Source organism: Candidatus Coatesbacteria bacterium (assembly GCA_014728225.1).
Taxonomy (GTDB): domain Bacteria; phylum RBG-13-66-14; class RBG-13-66-14; order RBG-13-66-14; family RBG-13-66-14; genus WJLX01.
Map to the genome: position 1 here is coordinate 1 of WJLX01000167.1, position 14,080 is coordinate 14,080.

Annotated in this window: 18 protein-coding genes; 9 read left to right on the plus strand and 9 right to left on the minus strand. The window is 61.9% G+C overall.

Annotation, left to right across the window (positions count from 1 at the left end):
* From GF399_11945 to GF399_11985, 9 genes are all read right to left on the minus strand, one after another.
* Positions 1-224: hypothetical protein (locus tag GF399_11945; protein MBD3401023.1), on the minus strand; the 224-nt coding region annotated here is incomplete at its 3' end.
* Positions 225-411: 187 nt separating this feature from the next.
* Positions 412-1,266: a hypothetical protein gene (locus GF399_11950; GenBank protein MBD3401024.1), complete on the minus strand. Its 855-nt coding sequence runs from the start codon at positions 1,264-1,266 to the stop codon at positions 412-414.
* 64 nt (positions 1,267-1,330) lie between these two features.
* The gene (locus GF399_11955; protein ID MBD3401025.1) at positions 1,331-1,909 is read right to left on the minus strand and encodes a hypothetical protein; all 579 of its coding nucleotides are present in this window, start codon (positions 1,907-1,909) and stop codon (positions 1,331-1,333) included.
* Positions 1,902-2,354, minus strand: coding sequence for a hypothetical protein (locus GF399_11960; protein ID MBD3401026.1), 453 nt, complete (start codon positions 2,352-2,354; stop codon positions 1,902-1,904). The genes GF399_11955 and GF399_11960 overlap by 8 nt, the downstream gene beginning before the upstream one ends.
* A 416-nt stretch (positions 2,355-2,770) precedes the next feature.
* Positions 2,771-3,970 (minus strand): hypothetical protein, encoded by a 1,200-nt coding sequence (locus tag GF399_11965; GenBank protein MBD3401027.1) that lies wholly within the window; start codon positions 3,968-3,970, stop codon positions 2,771-2,773.
* A gap of 22 nt (positions 3,971-3,992) precedes the next feature.
* On the minus strand, positions 3,993-5,390 hold the full coding sequence (gene terL, locus GF399_11970) for a phage terminase large subunit (GenBank protein ID MBD3401028.1): 1,398 nt from the start codon (positions 5,388-5,390) through the stop codon (positions 3,993-3,995).
* On the minus strand, positions 5,387-5,614 hold the full coding sequence (locus tag GF399_11975; protein ID MBD3401029.1) for a hypothetical protein: 228 nt from the start codon (positions 5,612-5,614) through the stop codon (positions 5,387-5,389). The genes terL and GF399_11975 overlap by 4 nt, the downstream gene beginning before the upstream one ends.
* 4 nt (positions 5,615-5,618) lie before the next feature.
* Entirely contained in the window at positions 5,619-5,852 is a 234-nt protein-coding gene (locus tag GF399_11980; protein ID MBD3401030.1) for a hypothetical protein, read from the minus strand.
* A gap of 176 nt (positions 5,853-6,028) precedes the next feature.
* Positions 6,029-6,436 carry a hypothetical protein gene (locus GF399_11985; protein ID MBD3401031.1) on the minus strand — a complete coding sequence of 136 codons (408 nt, stop codon included), beginning with the start codon at positions 6,434-6,436 and terminating at the stop codon, positions 6,029-6,031.
* Between the two features lie 11 nt (positions 6,437-6,447).
* Between GF399_11985 and GF399_11990 the strand changes: the two genes are divergently transcribed.
* The 9 genes from GF399_11990 to GF399_12030 all read left to right on the plus strand — a co-directional run bounded on the left by GF399_11990 (position 6,448) and on the right by GF399_12030 (position 14,001).
* On the plus strand, positions 6,448-7,218 hold the full coding sequence (locus GF399_11990) for a helix-turn-helix domain-containing protein (GenBank protein ID MBD3401032.1): 771 nt from the start codon (positions 6,448-6,450) through the stop codon (positions 7,216-7,218).
* Positions 7,219-8,175: 957 nt separating this feature from the next.
* On the plus strand, positions 8,176-8,547 hold the full coding sequence (locus GF399_11995; protein MBD3401033.1) for a hypothetical protein: 372 nt from the start codon (positions 8,176-8,178) through the stop codon (positions 8,545-8,547).
* Positions 8,548-8,600: 53 nt separating this feature from the next.
* Positions 8,601-9,284, plus strand: coding sequence for a PspA/IM30 family protein (locus GF399_12000; GenBank protein MBD3401034.1), 684 nt, complete (start codon positions 8,601-8,603; stop codon positions 9,282-9,284).
* Positions 9,285-9,355: 71 nt separating this feature from the next.
* Positions 9,356-9,787: a hypothetical protein gene (locus GF399_12005; GenBank protein ID MBD3401035.1), complete on the plus strand. Its 432-nt coding sequence runs from the start codon at positions 9,356-9,358 to the stop codon at positions 9,785-9,787.
* A gap of 507 nt (positions 9,788-10,294) precedes the next feature.
* A complete protein-coding gene (locus GF399_12010) occupies positions 10,295-10,900 on the plus strand; it encodes a hypothetical protein (GenBank protein MBD3401036.1) in 606 nt (201 codons plus the stop codon).
* A gap of 4 nt (positions 10,901-10,904) precedes the next feature.
* Positions 10,905-11,333: an FMN-binding protein gene (locus tag GF399_12015; protein ID MBD3401037.1), complete on the plus strand. Its 429-nt coding sequence runs from the start codon at positions 10,905-10,907 to the stop codon at positions 11,331-11,333.
* Positions 11,334-11,442: 109 nt separating this feature from the next.
* A complete protein-coding gene (locus GF399_12020) occupies positions 11,443-12,171 on the plus strand; it encodes a DUF429 domain-containing protein (protein ID MBD3401038.1) in 729 nt (242 codons plus the stop codon).
* A 10-nt stretch (positions 12,172-12,181) separates the two neighbouring features.
* Positions 12,182-12,532, plus strand: coding sequence for a cytoplasmic protein (locus GF399_12025; GenBank protein ID MBD3401039.1), 351 nt, complete (start codon positions 12,182-12,184; stop codon positions 12,530-12,532).
* A 212-nt stretch (positions 12,533-12,744) separates the two neighbouring features.
* Entirely contained in the window at positions 12,745-14,001 is a 1,257-nt protein-coding gene (locus GF399_12030) for an asparagine synthetase B (protein MBD3401040.1), read from the plus strand.
* Positions 14,002-14,080: the final 79 nt, after the last annotated feature.

Sequence of the window (14,080 nt, forward strand, 5' to 3'; positions counted from 1 at the left end):
ACGATGACTTCCTTGTCACCGTCGGCGCCCGTGGAGTTATCGGCACCGTCACGGGCCACGCCGACGAAGCGCAGGCCGGCGGTGTCGGCGCCGGGGACCAGGTAGCCGTCGCCGTTGAGGCAGACGAGGGCGCCCTTGTAGATTGTCGTCGACGTCGCCACCGGGAAGGGCAGTTGCCAGCCGGCGGCGAAGCGCTCGTCGTAGCGGTTGGCGGTGAGAGCCATGTTCCTCGCTTTCGTTTCGCCCGCCGCGGGCGGGCGCTGGAGTGTTGACAAAGGTCGGGGCCGTCCGCCCGATGGCGGCACGTTTTTTTGCTAGCCCCCGGCCGGCGTCGCCGGGGCCCGGGGGTAAGAACACGCGCCACCGCCTCGGGCGAAGTGGTGTTCGCAGGTACTGGTCGTCTAAGGCGGGTTAGTCCTGGAGGGTAGCTTGCGGGATGTCGCGGCGGGCGGGGTTATCCAGGTAGTAGGCCAGTTCGCCGGGTTTGAGGTCGAAGCGCCGCGCCACGGCGGCCAGCTCGTCATCGACGTTGCCGCCGGGGGCGGGCCGGGTGGCGGCTCCCAGGCGGACCCCGCGCCGGCGATAGGATTCCAGCAGGAGACGGCGATCTTCGTCGGTGGGCAGGGCGGCGGCCAGGCGGTGGACCCGGTCGCGCTCGCCGGGGGGCAGCTCACCGTCGGCGACGAGGTCGTCGAGCCGTCGTTCGAGCTCGTCATGCCGGACGGTTGCCAGGGCGCTGAGGAGTCGGCGGTTCTCGCCGCGCAGGGCGGCCAGCTCGACGGCCAGGCGACGGTCGCCGGCCAGGGTGACGAAGGGCTCCTGCTTGCGGACGTGGGGTTCGGTGACCAGGCTGACCTCGAGCAGGGCTTCCTCCCAGAAACGCCCGCCGTCGTCGGCCAGGGGCCCGAGGGCCAGGGAGGTGTAGCGGATGGAGCCGTTGTCGATCAGCTCGGCCACCTCGGGACGGGTGATTTCGAGCACGGCGTAGAGGCGGTCACCCTCGGGGGAGAGCTCGAGGTCGGCCACCCAGCCGGCGTTGGCGGTGGGTTCGGTCTGGTGGCCGAGGGGCACGGGGATGCGCACTCCGGCTGCGGTGGCTTCGACGAAGGCCTCACGCCAGCGGCGCAGGCGCTCGGCGTCGAAGCTCAGCGGGCCGTCGGGGTGCTCGTAGTCGCCGACGCGGGCGATTTCCTTGCGATAGCGCCGGGGGTGTCCGGCGTCGTTATCGTCGGCCGGCAGGGGGTTGAAGGGGCTCAGTCGGGCCATGGTCCTCCTTAGGAATGAAAAAAGACGCCATAATGGCGCCTTTAGCAATCCAAGATGTATAGTGCTATTCGTTTTTACCGGACCTTGAAAGTTGCAAATTATAAGGTTTGCATAGTATTTCTTTAATTTCCATACCTAATGATGGGTAAAATAACATTTTACTTCTTGTTGCAGTAGCAACAATTGCAGTATCTGAACAAGCAGATATCACTATCTCATTATCATCAAATTTATTTGCATCGCGAACCATCAATATAGCTTCAACGCATAGTATCATACCACCACCAAACATGCGTAGAGTTTCTATTATTGCACGTCTTTTCGGTTCCATACCCTCAGGTACAGCAATGTCAGAAAAACTTGGGTTTGCTGATAATACTTCATACCCTAAGTCTTTTATATTATTTAAGCCCTCATATCGTTTTTCATTATCCTCTTCATTTAATGATCCAAATGGGTATGTTACGACGATAATTCTACTTTTTAATTCCGGATGAGTCTCATGAATATGAGCAGGTCCGTCACCTTTGCTTGAAAAAATAACAGCTTTATAATCACATGATGACATGTATTCGGCAATCAGATCCATTGTCTGGATCAAATTATCTTGTCCTTCATTAGTGTGATAAAGGATACTATTCATAAAATGGGTCTTTCCTTTCGTTAGCAAGCCTTATCACAAATTGCATAAATTCTAAAGCGTTTGTTGAAATAGGGTTTAATATTATTTGCGATGCAGATACTTCATCACCCCGAATATAATAGTCAATATGATATTCTGCACAATCTCTACATTTTTGATAGTCTGCTATCCCTTTATGGCAATCCAAAGATATTCTAGATCTATCACCATGCTTTAATCTATAAAACTTAAACAAAACTGTTGGAATAAATACTTTAAAGCTTTCAGCTACTTCATCGATTGTAATTCGCCAAAAAACACTATTAGAAAATTCAATCCAGTCATCTGCATGAATACGATATAATGACTTATTTAGCCCTCTTTTGCGAAATGCAAATACTTCAAAGTTTTTAGTATTAGTAAATAATTTAAACCACTTTTTTTCTACTGCATTTATATAGCTCATTAGGCTGAACAATAAAAAAGGGTTTGACCACAATCAAACCCTTTTACGACTTGTTGATCACCTAGCTGCTTACTTTCTTCCCGAAATAAGTACTCTTCATATGTACCCATTGCTAGGAAAAAAGCATCAGGGAGAATAGTATCGAAGTATCCAAGGATGTAAGCTTCGTGTAAGGCGCTTATCTCTTCTCGTATGAGTTTTCTCCCGAAAACCCTAGCGAGTTCTTCTTCGACGTATTCGAAGAGTTCTGAATTCTGTGTGTTCACACGATCATGCCGTATTGGCTTGATCAAGTTGCCTCCTTGTTTTTCGTTACAGAAGCGCAATACAGTTTAGCACAGTTATTTCAGGCGTGCAAGATTTTTGACGCCGACCATAATCTGTAGACATCGCGGCGACATTGGACAATAATCCGCTTACGCTGGGCCTTCGTCGTCGTCGTCGGCCGCGCCTTGCGACAGCGGCACACCGAGCTCCTCGGCGAGCTGGTCGACGGCGGGGTTGACCCGGCCGGCGCGGATGAGCTCCAGCACCAGATCGCGGTACAGCTCACGCCGTGAGCCGGCCAGGGTGGCCAGGGTCAGGCGGGGCCGGGCCTCGGGGTAGCCGTTGAGGGCGGCCAGGGGCTGGAGCAGGCCGGCGGAGATCTGCTCGGTCAGCTCGCGGCCCAGACCGTCGATGGTCAGCAGGAAGGTATTGAGCTGCTCCCGGGCCAGGGCCTGGCTGCCGCGTTCCCCGGCCTGGTAGAGGGCCTTCTCGGGAACGAACAGGCTGGCGGTCAACATGCGGGTCAGGTAGTCGCACCATTCGATCAGTGGTCCGATCTCACCGCCGGCCTCGAGGCGCTCGATCTCCCAACCGGGGCGTCCGGCGTCGTCGGGCTGGGGCAGGGCGACGGCGGGATGCTCGGAGTTGAGCCGCTTGGCCAGCTCGAGGGCCCGGCTTTCGTTGGCCGGGACGGGGTTGCCGGCGGCGTCGATTTCCAGTTCGGCGGGGTAACGCACCACCACGGGGGGCAGGGCGCGGCGCTCCAGCCAGCGGTTGCCGTAGAGCACGGCGTAGGTCAGGGCCTTCCAGAAGGGCCAGGCCGGGGTCAGGTGGCTCTCGCCGTAAGGGTCGCCGAATTCACCGCCGTGGATCAGCCACAGGGCCCGAGGGCTTTCGAGCTCGACGGCGCCGTCGGCGCCGCGCCAGCACAAACCGTTGACACGGCCGGTCTCGTCGGTGAGGGCCTCGCAGGCCGCGGGCTCCAGGGCCCGGGTCTCGACGGGCAGCAACCGCTTGTCGGCGCTGTCGAAGACCACCTCGAGTGCGGCGAAGCCGAAATCCAGGCTGGTCAGGGCCTGCTGCAACAGGCGGCGCCACAGCGGACGGAGCAGCTCCTTGAGCTCCTCGGCCAGGCCGTCGTCGGCGGCCTCGACGTCCCACTCGGCTGCCACCAGGGGGCCCTTGATGACGTTGAGGCAGGCGGCCACCAAGCCGTGACGGCGCATCCGCTTGAGCACGCTCAGGGAGGGGCGCGAGGCCGACGGCGCGGTCCGTCCGCCGGTGGCGACCCGGGGCCGGGGTTGGACTGCGGAAAGTCGGGTGCGCTTGCGGCGCTTGAAGAGGGGCACAGCAACTCCTTTTCACTGGGGTTCAACCGAGGCCCAGGGCGGCGGCCAGGCCGTCGTCCCGGTCCAGGCCGAGCTGCTCGTCGTGAAGGGGCGGTCGTTCCACGCCGCGACCGGCGGCCAGCTCGCAGGCGTAGCCCAGGGCGTCGACGAGGTCGTCGTGACGGCCGTGGGGGAAGGCCAGCAACTCTTCTACCAGCGGACCGGACTCCGTCGGCAGCCAGAGGCGTCCGGCGGCGAGGTGGGCGGCCAGAACGTTGGCCCGCAGCAGCTTGCCGCCCCGGGGCCGCAGACCCACGACGGGCAGACCCTCGCGGCGACGCAGCTCCTGGACGGCGGCAGTCTGGTAGGCCACCTGCTCGACGCCGACCAGGCTTACCCGGCGGCGCCGGGCCAGCGCGGCGATCAGTTGCAGTTGGGCGTGGAAGTCTAGGCGGGCGCGCCGGGCCTCGAGGACGTACCAGTCACCGTCGGCGGCGACACCGAGGACCACGGCGGCCAGGTAATCCGCCCCGCCCAGGGCCAGGTCGACGGCCAGGACGCGGAAGGCCGTCGGCGGCTCGACGGGCGGTCGGCGCAGGTGCTCGGGGTTGAAGAACGTCCCGGCGGCTGGGCCGACGTCGTTCTGGTACTGCAGGGCGAAGGCCGTGGGCCCCAGCTCGCGCCGCCGTTGCTCCAGGCGTTCCAGGGGCCAGCGGGCGGGGAACAGCGGCGCGCCGTCCTCGCCGATGGCGCTGCGGCTCGATTCGTTGGTCGGCAACCCCAGCTTGAGCGCCCGGCCGTACAGATCCAGCGGATGTTGCCGGGTGCCGACGAGATGCAGAAAGGCGCCGGGCAACAGCGTCGGCGTCAGGGCGTTGGTGAACCAGTGCTCCAGGCTCTCCCGGACCCGCTGGGTGGCGGCGTTCTGCGGGACGACCAGGTCGTCGGCCACCACGCCGTCGTGGTGCCGACCGACGAGGGCCTGTCCGCTGCCCGCCGCGGCCAGGGTCGGTTCCTTGCGGGCCGAGCTCCGCGCCGCCGACAGCAGGGCCTCCCGGGTGGCCCGGGCGATGACGGGTCCGCTGTTCAACCAGGTTGGTTCGGGGCGACTCAACACCTGGGTGATTTCGGCCAGGATCAACTCGGCCTGGCGCGCCGTGCGCGAGACCACCAGCCAGCCGCCGTCGGGCCGGAAGAAAACCCGATGGGCCAACAGGCCGACGGTCACTGTGGTGGTCTTGAAGAAGCCCCGCGGCGCCAGGATCAGCGCTCGGGGCTCACGCTGGACCAGTTCGAGCCATTCGCGGTGGAAGGGCTCGAAGTCCCGCTGCGGATACAGGCAGCAGCGCAGAAAGGCCCAGGGGTTTCTCCTCAGCAAAAGCTGCAGCAGTCGCCTTTGCAGATCACGCGGCAAGCCCCGCAGCCGCCCCCAAACGCTCATTCCCCGTCGCGGCGATGCTCATCTTCGGCCGCGGTCAACTCCTCCAGGCGGTCGAGCAGCTCCTCGGCGACGCCACCCTCGGCGGTCCCGTCTTCGGCCGTTGTCTCGAGCTCCTTGAGCAGCCGGGCGGCCTCGAGCAGTTCCCTGGGCTTGGACAGGCTCAGCTCGCCCTCCTCGACGGCGTCGACGGCGCGCTCCAGCAGACGGCGCAGCAGTAGGCGCAACAACTCAGCCGACATGACGCAGGCGACCGGCGCTGGGTTTGGAGATTTCATAGAACAACCCCTTGATGCGCACGTTGCGTTTGCCCGAGGCGTACCAGCGGTCGGCGTCGCGCCACATGAAACGGTAGACGGCCGTCGCCCGGCGCTCCACCTCGGTGGCGGGCAGCTCGGGAAGCTCATCGGCGACGGCGTTGCGAATCTTGTCAAGGGGCCAGACTCCAGGAGGCAAGGCGGGCATTGGGGCCTTTCGATTGAGTTTCGTCCGTCGCGGTCGTCACTGCTGTCATAGGGATATGATACAAGGGTGGAGGGACAAGAAACGCTTCTCGCCCTCCACCCCTTTTTACGGATTGAGCCGCCCGGTTTATAACGCTGTTTTCATATTCACTTCATTATCTGTGGATAGCCAGATGGTCATATCATCATATTGCGCGCCCGGCGCAGCAGTTGGCTCAGGCGGGGCTGGGAGATGCCCAGCCGTCGGGCCACCTCACGCTGTCGATAACCGCGCAGGTAGTACAGCGTCACCGCCAGGTGCAGCCGCTCATCGAGGCGCCGCAATCGGCGCTCGACCTCCAGTTTGACATCCAGCCACTCCTCCACCGCCTGATGGGGCGAGGTGCTGCCCCCCCGGCGCACCAACTGCTCGAGCTGCACCGCCCCCACCGTGTACAGATAGGCCAGGGCGCGCGGGTAGAGCCGCAACAACGTCTTCAGATTGGCTTCCTCGACCGACTCGATCATCCAGTCTCCTTTCCTTTTCCGGGTCATCATAAATACGTCTTGACATCCCCGGTCACGCATCCTATAGTGTTCATACATCAGCTCAGCTTATGCAACAGACATCATACTTGTATCATGCGCGTCTGTCAAGGCTGGTCAGCCTGACACCGTCAACGCCCGCCCAAGGATCAGCGATGGAAACCCTCGGACAACGCATCAAGCGCCTGCGCGAAGGGCTCAACCTCCGCCCCGCCGAACTCGCCCGCCTCGTCGGCGTACCGCCCCAGTACATCGACAACTGGGAGAATCGCGGTCACCGCCCCAGCCCCCGCTACCTCGGCGCCCTGGCCGAGGTCCTCGGCGTCTCGGAACATGAACTCCTCACCGGACGCCGACCCGACGCCCGCCGCTACGAGGAGCTCAGCCTGCGCGAGCTCCTCGAACAGGCCGAGCTCGCCGCCGCCGCCCTCCCCGGCTACGAAGTCCGCAGCTTCCCCCTCTTGGGCGAAATCGCCGCCGGAGCGCCCCTCGAAGCCGAAACCGCCGATACCACAACCCTGACCACCCACGTCCCCCGCGGTACCGCCGACAACTGCTTCTTCCTCCGCATCAACGGCGACTCCATGGCCGGCGACGGCATCCTCACCGGCGACCTCGTCCTCATCGACCCCAACTTCGACCCCCACGCCGTCAACGAGGACTCCATCTACGCCGTCCAGCTCGACGAGGCCGACGTCACCCTCAAGCGCCTGCGCCGTGTCGAAGATACCGTCTGGATGATCAGCTCCAACCCCCGCATCCCGCCGATGCCCCTCGACGGCGAACGCTACGCCCAGGCCCGCCTGCTGGGCACCGTGGCCAAACTGGAGCGCTATTATTAGGGATACATGATGGAGAATACCTTTACCATTAATGGGGGTGGGTGAACTAACAAGGTAAACACTTCATCCATCCAGGAGGAGCTGCTGCTGTTTCAGGATAGCGAACAACTTATCGCCACGCTGACCAGCGGCTTCATGCCCGATGGTGAAATGCCGACTACCGGTTTTCTTTCACCAACCGAGCACTTTACAAACATTCCGTAACCCAGAAGAGGGAAGAGATTACCTATCAACACAGGAAAAATTGGCGCTTAGATACAATAACAGGCTACGCCGTCAACTCTTAAAAAAGTAGCTTGACAAGAGTTTTAGGCATCATTCTATGCCGTATAGGACTACTAACCTTAGTTATTGACTTAACTCAGCGACGACCTGTGTGTATATATGTTCTAGGTATCATAATAAATGTAGTAGGTACAATATTGATCATCTTTGGGCTCAGTCGAACATACTCCATTTCCATCCAGACAAACTCTGGAACGATAATCCCTCACATTCCCTATAACACGGTGACAGCGGAGGTATTCCTGGTTCTTTTGATGGCCGCTGTCGAGGGAAAGCAAAAGGGTCTGGACGGTAACGACCTGATGAAATACGTCCGGGATAACTGTTTGACTCTACTTGACGCCTACAATAGAGTCTCTCGACAAGGTGGTTAGGATCAAGTATTGACCTTTTCAAAGGGCGGTTCAGGGGCGCGTCTTAAACCTTTGAGATACCCGGAGGGGCGGCTGTCACCAGCCGCCCGCTTTACAGAGCGCCAGACGGGTATGAATCAGCCACAACATAGGACCGGCACACGCTATTTAAATCCCGCCCCTGCGTTAGCTACGGCTCAATCGCTCCGCTCCGGCGAGCACCGGGGTCTTGTGCGACGCCTTCCCCTCTGCTAGACTTAACACCCTATCCTGTACCGAACCCAAGCCGTTAGGCAGTCTCACCCTTGGAGGGGAACCGATGGACAAACACACCATAGAGCATTTCTTCACCACCCTGGACTACGATTTCAACGAGCTCGAAGACCACGTCTGGGTCATCAACGCCGACCACGACGACTCGACTCTCTTGGTGATCAGTGTCGTCAACAGCCTGATGATCCTCCGGCTCAAGCTGGCCGAGGTTCCGGCCGACGGCGATGTCGACTTCTACAAGCAGCTGCTCAAGCTCAACATGGAGCTGCTCCACGGCGCCGTGGCTATCGATGCCGGCGATCTGGTGTTGGTCGATACCATCGAGCTGGAGGGTATCCACGCCGACGAGATCCACGCCAGTGTGATGGCCCTCGAGGAGGGCGCTCAGCTCGTCTACAAGACGGTCAAGGAAGGCTAGGAGCCTTCCTTTCTTATTCACCATGTCAACCGATATCGCGCAAAGGAGTAGCGATGGGAATCTTTAAGCGTCTGGGCGACATCCTCAAGGCCAACATCAACGCCCTGCTCGACAAGGCCGAGGATCCGGAAAAGTTGCTCAACCAGATGATCTACGAGATGGAGGAGCAGTACACCGAGGCCAAGAAGCAGGTCACCGTGGCCGTGGCCGATGAGAAGCGCCTCTACAACCAGTACAAGCGGGCCAAGAAGGAAGCCTTCGAATGGGCGGCCAAGGCCGAGGCCGCAATGAAGTCCGAACGCGAGGACCTGGCCAAGGAGGCCCTGGTCCGCAAGTCCACCGCCGCCGAGAACGCCCGCGGCTACAAGGAGCAGTGGACCAAACAGAAGCAGGTCACCGACACGCTGAAATCCTCCCTGCGCCAACTGCAGCGCAAGATCAGCGAGTGCAAGAGCCGCAAGCAGTTGCTGGTGGCCCGGGCCAAGCGCGCCGAGGCCCAGAAGAAGATCCATGAGACCCTCTCGGGGATCAACGATTCCGGGGCCTTCGCCACCTTCGACCGCATGGAGGAGAAGATCGATCAGCTCGAGGCCGAGGGCGAAGCCGCCGTCGACATGGCCGAGCTGGAGTCCGACAGCCTGGAGAAGGAATTCGAGCAGCTCGACACCGTCGACGTCGACACCCAGCTCGAACAGCTCAAGCAGGGTGACGCCACCTCGGACCTCGAGGATCTTTAAGTACTCCGCTTAACGGCAAAGGGGGCTCCTGTGGCCAAGGGCCCCCTTAAGCCACCCCGATAAGGAGCGCTATGGGCGACTCCCGCAATTCACGCTTCGCCGCCCTCAAGGTCAAGAAGCTGTTCGAGAAGAAGCTGGCCCGCCTGAACGAAGAGATCGAGCTCTGGGAGGACCGGCTGGAGAAGGCGCGAGGCGCCGAACGCCGGGACCTCGTCGCCGCCGCCGAGACCAAGCTGACCGAGCTGCACGAGGACCGGCGGGACATGCAGCACAAGCTGTCCCAGGCAGATAAGCTCGTCGCCCGGGCCGACGTCGAGGCTCCGCCCGAGCTGACGCCGACGGACCACGCCGAGCTTCTGCAGCGCGACCTCGAGGCCCTCGTCGGCGCGGACGCCGCCACCCGGCAGGAACTTGACGACGCCGCCCTGGAACAAGAAGCCGCGGCCGAGCTGGAACGGCTCAAGGACGGCGGTTCGGCCGACGACGACCTGACCGATCTCTGAGGACGGATCAGAGCTGGTGTAGAGGAGGGATGGTCAAGTCTTTGGCTGTCAGATACAACCGGTGGCCCTGTGTTCCCTCGCCCCGGCCCAGAACCCGACCTCGACCGTCGTCGGCGGCGATGAATTCGACATCGACCCATTGATAACAGCGTCTACGTCGATCAACTTCCGTCGGTCAAGATATCACTGAAGCTTGACACCGCTTACACGGTCACCTGCGAGGGTCCAGCTGTCTACAGCAACGAGACCGGCGCCGAAGCCGACCCGATGCCCGGCGTCGTTCTCTACTACCCCGGCCCGGGCGAGGACGGCTGGAAGATAGCTCATCAGATACTCGAAACGGGTGAATCGCTGAGCTTCCGCAGCTCCAACCATTCGGCCTAGTACTCCTTTCCTGATGCCTTCGTGCTGGACAACGTGATGTCGAGGACCGGTCGAAGCACCAACACCGGCGAGTTCATCCTGACCGTGCGCGAGAAGTAGACCGCAATCCAATCTGGAGGTTCCGTGAGCTGTTACTGCGGCGCCCGCCCCGGCGGACGGGGCAAGTTCGCCGTTTGCCTCTTCGTCGAAGACGGCCCGCGCAAACGCCTGCGCAGCGCCCTGGTCGCCGACACCGCCGCCGCACTGCGCTGGCTGGAGTTCGCCCTCGACGGCCAGCCCCTCGAGGCCCTCGGCGTCGTCGCTCCGCTGAGCTGGAGCTCCGACCACGGCCACTGGCGCGCCCTGGACCGCTACCTGCGCCGGACCTATCCCGAGCTGGCCCCCCGGTTGATCTCCCCCGCCTCACGCCGCGGCGCCACCGTCATCGCCGGCCCCCTGCTGGTCAACGAGCTGCGCCGCCGCCGAGCCGAACTCACCGTTACCGAGGTCCAGCCTCTGCCCGTCCTGCAGGCCATGGCCGACCTGGGCCGGGACATCCCCGTCCTGGAGACCGCCAACCCCAACCCCTACCTGAGCGACGCCGAGGTGGCCGCCTACTGCGCCTTCGCAGCCCACACCAGGCGCGACGGCTGGCTGGACCTCTACCGCGTCGTCGACGAGGACCGCCGCCTGCAGTACCCCTGCGGTTCCGTCGGCTGCCATTTCCCCACCCTGCGCGAGGATAGTTAACAATATGAGCAAAGCCCGTTACTGGATCTGCGGCTTCCTGCTGTTCGTCGTCGTCGCCGGGCTGGTGATGTTTCCCATGATGATCCGGGCCTTCGACGAGCAGGCCCGCATGCGCAGCCTGGAACCCGCCGAGCTGGACCACGCCTCCGCCGCCGACGGCGAACATCCCGGCTCCTTCAGCTACGGCGAGGGTGATTTCACCGTCACCGTCTCCGTGGTCGTCGAGGTCGCCGACGGCCGCATCGTTAGTATCGCCGTCACCGAGAACGAGGACCGTTCCCATCCCCAGAACGCCGAGGCCGTCCTGCCCCGGGTGATCGCCGAGCAGAGCCTGCGCGTCGACGCCGTCTCCGGGGCCACCACCACCAGCAAAGCCCTGCTCAAGGCCGTCGAGAACGCCCTCGTCGCCGCCGGGGCGACAGTCGTCGAGTAACTCGCCGCGGCGCCGGCGACCTTTGAAAAACAGCCCACCGCCAACCCGCACCGTTTTAGTTCTCGGGAGGGCCGGAACCGGCACGGTTTTTGCATCTCGGCGACCGTTGATGACGACGGCAACGCTTCGCCTCCGCAAAAACCGTGCCGGTTCCGGCCTGGCGGAAATCCGCCGGGACGCAGAGCTTTCTTCGGGCTGTTTTTCAAAGGTCGCACCGAATGGCAAAGCGAGCGGATCCAAGCTGATTGAAAGGAGGAAGCTAATGGATGTGTACCTGGGAGCCGATCCGGGGGGAGTTAATAAAACGGGTGTTGCGGTTTTCTCCCCACCCAGTACACTAGTATCCATGAATTTTAGTTCTGTTCAGGAAGCACTAAACTGGTATATTTCTCAAATAAAAACAGATAAAGCTATTGCCATCGGTATTGACGCGCCCCTTTCCTGGTCGATCGGACAATCCGGCTGGAGAAAACAAGATTTGCACATAAGGAGTAAATACTCAAAATACAGAAGTAGTGTTCTATGCACTAACTCATTACATGGTTCTTGTACTGTTCAAGGCCCATTACTAGCAATAGAAATCAAGAAACAATACAAGATTATAGCAATAACTGAAACTCACCCGAAGGTAACAATAGCAATATTAAATAATAGCTCTATGGCATTACCTAATCTGCGTTTCAACAGAAATGAACATAGACGCGACGCCGAACTCTCAGCCTGGATCGCCTTCTGCGGCTTCGCAAATCAACCCAATTGGCGTTGTTTGAATATGCAGCACCCAACTCCAAACGCACATTTCCCTGCTGGACCTGCTTGCTACTTCTTCCCCAGCTAAAGGATAAACCATGGCCCGCTACGCCGTCTTCGCCTTCGGCGAGGATCCCGCCTGCCTGCTGCACGCCCTGCTCTACGTCCGCGACTTCGCCGAGCGCGGCCATACCACCACCCTGATCCTCGAGGGCCGGGCCACGGCCACGGCGGCGGAGGCCTTCGCCGAGGGCGGCCACCGGCTGCACAACCTGTACGTCGAGGCCCTGGAGGCCGGCCTGGTCGGCGGTTTCTGCCTGGCCTGCAGCCGGCAGTCGGGAGCTTTCGACGATTTGACCGAGCAGGGGCTGCCGGCCCTGGACGAGCTGCTGGGCCACCCCTCCCCGGCGCGCTTCCGCGAGAGCGGCTGGGAGGTGCTGGTGCTCTAGCCGTCCAGGACGATATCGTCCAGGGGCGACCCATTAGCCCCGCCCGCCGGAATAGCGGATGCGTCTGGCGCAGGTCCTCCGCCCTGGACGGGCACCCCCCGGGTCGTTGATGGTTTTCAGCTAGTCTGATTGTTGGTCGATAACGAGAACCCGCCGCCCTTTTCCCGCGTATCCCTAACGTCTCCCATCTAAACGCCGCAAGAAGCGCCGCCATGCTAAGATCGATCCTCAGTCTGCTCCTCGTCACGGCCGTCACTTGTCCGGCCGCCTACCTGGTGCCGATGGACGAGGTCCAGACGGACCACCTCAAGGCCTACGGGGTAGCCTACTGGGTGCTCGAGCGGGGCGCCGAGTGCGAGTGGCTGCTCAACTACCGCGGCGGCAGTTGGCTGCTGCCCGAGCTCGAGGGCCTGAGGGAGCTGGCGGCGGTGCGCGGGGTGGCCCTCGAGCGCGTCGATCCCGGGGCCGAGGCCCGGATCCGCGCCGTCGTAGAACAGGAGAACATGGAGGCGGTCAAGCTGGAGAAGGCGCCCCGGGTGGCCGTTTACGCCCCCCCCGGCTACCAGCCTTGGGACGATGCGGTGATGCTGGCCCTGACCTACGCCGAAATCCCCTACGACCGCCTCTGGGACGACGCGGTCCAGGCCGGCGCCCTCGACGACTACGATTGGCTCCACCTGCACCACGAGGACTTCACCGGTCAGTACGGCAAGTTCGGCGCCAGTTATTACAGTAACGACTGGTTCATCGAGCAACGGCGGGAGTTCGAGGCCGCGGCGGTCGAGGCCGGCTTCGCCACGGTGCCCGAGCACAAGCTGGCCACGGCCCTGACCATCGCCGACTACGTCGAGTCCGGCGGTTTCCTCTTCGCCATGTGCTCGGCCCCGGCGACCCTGGACGCCGCCCTGGCCGCCCGCGAGCTGGACATCGTCGACCCCGTTCTCGACGGCACACCGCTCTCCCCGGCGGTCAACGAGCGCCTCGACTACTCGCAGTGCTTCGCCTTCACCGACTTCGAGGTCGTCACCGATCCCGACGTCTACGAGATCACCAGCATCGCCAGCCCACGGGACCGCGGGCTGCTGGACCTGCCCCAGGGCTTCCGCCCGACCTTCACCCTGTTCGAGTTCGCCGCCAAGTTCGACCCCGTGCCCACCATCCTGACCCAGAACCACCTCCGTACCATCCCCGGCTTCATGGGCCAGGACACGGCCTGGAACCTGGCCAACGTCCGGGACGCCGTGGTGGTGCTGGCGACCGTCGACGGCCTGGAGGAGGCCAAGTACCTCTACGGCGTGCGCGGCGCTGGGGCCTTCAGCTTCCTGGCCGGTCACGACCCCGAGGACTTCCAGCACTTCGTCGGCGATCCGCCCACCGAGCTGTCCCTCTACCGCCACTCACCGGGCTACCGGCTGATCCTCAACAACGTGCTGTTCCCCGCCGCGGAGAAGAAACCGCTAAAGACATAGCCCGACGGCACCGCCGGGCGTCGGAGTCGGGTTGGCAAACCCGGCTCTGCTCGTATCCCCACCGTCCAGGCGTGTCTAA

Coding starts and splice junctions, on each gene's coding strand:
- GF399_11995 (MBD3401033.1), top strand. CDS start 8,176: ATGGACAAACACACCATAGAGCATTTCTTCACCACCCTGGACTACGAT.
- GF399_12030 (MBD3401040.1), top strand. CDS start 12,745: ATGCTAAGATCGATCCTCAGTCTGCTCCTCGTCACGGCCGTCACTTGT.
- GF399_12025 (MBD3401039.1), top strand. CDS start 12,182: ATGGCCCGCTACGCCGTCTTCGCCTTCGGCGAGGATCCCGCCTGCCTG.
- GF399_12020 (MBD3401038.1), top strand. CDS start 11,443: ATGACGACGGCAACGCTTCGCCTCCGCAAAAACCGTGCCGGTTCCGGC.
- GF399_12000 (MBD3401034.1), top strand. CDS start 8,601: ATGGGAATCTTTAAGCGTCTGGGCGACATCCTCAAGGCCAACATCAAC.
- GF399_12005 (MBD3401035.1), top strand. CDS start 9,356: ATGGGCGACTCCCGCAATTCACGCTTCGCCGCCCTCAAGGTCAAGAAG.
- GF399_11960 (MBD3401026.1), bottom strand. CDS start 2,354: ATGAGCTATATAAATGCAGTAGAAAAAAAGTGGTTTAAATTATTTACT.
- terL (MBD3401028.1), bottom strand. CDS start 5,390: ATGAGCGTTTGGGGGCGGCTGCGGGGCTTGCCGCGTGATCTGCAAAGG.
- GF399_11985 (MBD3401031.1), bottom strand. CDS start 6,436: ATGTATGAACACTATAGGATGCGTGACCGGGGATGTCAAGACGTATTT.
- GF399_11955 (MBD3401025.1), bottom strand. CDS start 1,909: ATGAATAGTATCCTTTATCACACTAATGAAGGACAAGATAATTTGATC.
- GF399_12015 (MBD3401037.1), top strand. CDS start 10,905: ATGAGCAAAGCCCGTTACTGGATCTGCGGCTTCCTGCTGTTCGTCGTC.
- GF399_11950 (MBD3401024.1), bottom strand. CDS start 1,266: ATGGCCCGACTGAGCCCCTTCAACCCCCTGCCGGCCGACGATAACGAC.
- GF399_11990 (MBD3401032.1), top strand. CDS start 6,448: ATGCAACAGACATCATACTTGTATCATGCGCGTCTGTCAAGGCTGGTC.
- GF399_11980 (MBD3401030.1), bottom strand. CDS start 5,852: ATGCCCGCCTTGCCTCCTGGAGTCTGGCCCCTTGACAAGATTCGCAAC.